Source organism: Streptomyces sp. OfavH-34-F (assembly GCF_022347745.1).
GTDB lineage: Bacteria > Actinomycetota > Actinomycetes > Streptomycetales > Streptomycetaceae > Streptomyces.
This window is the reverse complement of sequence record NZ_JAKRGC010000558.1, coordinates 1-2,128: the sequence shown is the minus strand read 5'-3', so window position 1 is coordinate 2,128 and position 2,128 is coordinate 1. Positions and strand designations below refer to the sequence as shown.

The 2,128-nt window shown below is 74.8% G+C and carries 2 protein-coding genes; both read left to right on the top strand.

Annotation, left to right across the window (positions count from 1 at the left end; genetic code table 11):
• Positions 1-947, top strand: a 947-nt coding sequence (locus MHW47_RS34855; protein ID WP_239227830.1) for a hemin ABC transporter substrate-binding protein, incomplete at its 5' end; no start/stop codon positions are given.
• On the top strand, positions 944-2,017 hold the full coding sequence (locus MHW47_RS34850; RefSeq protein ID WP_239227829.1) for an iron ABC transporter permease: 1,074 nt from the start codon (positions 944-946) through the stop codon (positions 2,015-2,017). The genes MHW47_RS34855 and MHW47_RS34850, both read left to right, overlap by 4 nt.
• Positions 2,018-2,128 lie beyond the last annotated feature (111 nt).

The window sequence follows — 2,128 nt, the reverse complement described above, 5'->3', positions numbered from 1 at the left end:
AAGCGCCCTCGGCGAAGACCGCCGCCGGGACCGCCCCGGCGGCGGACGCGGACCGCGTCGAGCCGCTGACCGGCACCCCCGCGCCGAAGCTGCCGGCCACCGTGGCGTCGGCGGACGGCGAGCGGGTCACCGTCACCTCGGCGGACCGCATCGTGCCGCTCACCGGCGGGCTGAGCGAGATCGTGTTCACGCTGGGGCTCGGCGACCGGGTCGTCGCTCGCGACATCACCGCCACCTTCGAACAGGCCGCGAAGCTGCCCGTGGTGACCCGCGCCCACGACGTGTCGGCCGAGAGCGTGCTCTCCCTGCGGCCCACCGTGGTCCTCGCGGACACCACCACCGGGCCGGCCGAGGCCATCGGCCAGATCCGCGACGCCGGGATTCCGCTGGTGGTCGTCGAACCCGCCAGGGAACTGGCCGATGTGGGCAGCCGGATCGGCGCGGTGGCCGCCGCGCTCGGCGTACCGGAGTCCGGGGCGAAGCTGGAGCGGCGCACCGAGGACCGTATCGACGCGGTCCGCAGGACCGTGCCCGCACCGGCCGACGGCGCCGGGAAGCCGCGCGTGGCCTTCCTGTATCTGCGCGGCTCGGCCTCCGTCTACCTGCTGGGCGGCCGGGAGTCCGGGGCGAGTTCGCTGCTGGAGGCGGCGGGCGCGGTGGACGCGGGCAAGGCGTCCGGACTGAAGAAGGACTTCACCGCCATCACCAGCGAGGCGCTGGCCGAGGCCGCGCCCGACGCCCTCCTCGTGATGTCCAAGGGCCTGGACTCGGTGGGCGGGATCGACGGCCTGGTGAAGATTCCGGGCGTCGCGGAGACCCCGGCCGGGATGGACCGGCGGATCGTCACCGTCGACGACGGCGTCCTGCTCAACTACGGCCCGCGCACCGACCGGGTCCTGGCCGAGATCGTCGCCCAGCTCCACCCGGAGAGCGGGGCCGGCCGATGACGGCGGCCACCGGGGAGGCCGCGAAGCCGGTGACGGCCGTCCGGCGCTCCCCCGCCGTCCCGCTCACCGCCGGGCTCCTCGCCGCGCTGGCCGTGTGCTGCCTGCTCTCCGCCGGGCTCGGCGCGTACGGCATTCCGCTCGGTGACGTCCTCGCCTCCGTCCAGCACCGGATCGGGCTCGGCGGACACGCGCTGGACCGGGTCGGCGAGAGCGTGCTGTGGAACGTACGGCTGCCCAGGGTCGTCCTGGCGCTGCTGGTCGGCGCCTCGCTCGGCTGCGCCGGCGCCCTGATGCAGGGCGTGTTCGGCAACCCGCTCGCCGAACCCGGCGTCATCGGGATCTCGGCCGGCGCGGCGGTCGGCGCGGTCGGCTCGATCGCGCTCGGGCTGAGCTTCTTCGGCAACTGGACCATCACCGTCTGCGCGTTCGCCGCCGGACTGCTGACGGTGCTCCTGGTGTACGCGCTGTCGCGGTCGGGCGGCCGGACGGAGGTGGTGACGCTGATCCTCACCGGCATCGCGGTCAACGCCTTCGCCGGGGCGCTGATCGGCCTGTTCATCTTCTTCGCGGACAACGCGCAGATCACCCAGATCACCTTCTGGCAGCTCGGCTCGCTGGCCCAGGCCACCTGGCCCAAGGTGCTGGCCGTCCTGCCGTGCGCCGCCGCCGGGCTGCTGATCGCCCCCTTCTACGCGCGCAAGCTGGACCTCCTCGCGCTCGGCGAGCGGCCCGCCCGCCATCTGGGGGTGGACGTGGAGCGGCTGCGCCTGGTGCTGGTCCTGGTCGTGGCCCTGCTGACGGCGGCGGCCGTGGCGGTCGCCGGGATCATCTCGTTCGTCGGGCTGCTCGTGCCGCATCTGCTGCGCATGGCCAACGGGCCCGGTCACCGCTTCCTGGTGCCCGGCAGCGCGCTGGGCGGCGCGCTGGTGCTGGTCGCGGGCGATCTGGCGGCCCGGACCGTCGCGGACCCGGCGGAACTTCCGCTCGGGGTGCTGACCGCGCTGTTCGGCAGCCCGTTCTTCTTCTGGCTGCTGCGCAGGACCCGTCGCAAGCAAGGTGGTTGGGCATGAACGTCCTGCGGAAACTCCTCACCCCGCAGAGCCGCCGGCCGCCCGCGCCGGTACCCGCCGGGGAGCCGGCCGCCGAGGCGGCCGGGCTGCGGGTGCGGCTCGGCGGCCGGC

Bases quoted from the DNA above. Each gene is read 5' to 3' on its own strand.
- MHW47_RS34850 (WP_239227829.1), top strand. From the start codon at position 944: ATGACGGCGGCCACCGGGGAGGCCGCGAAGCCGGTGACGGCCGTCCGG.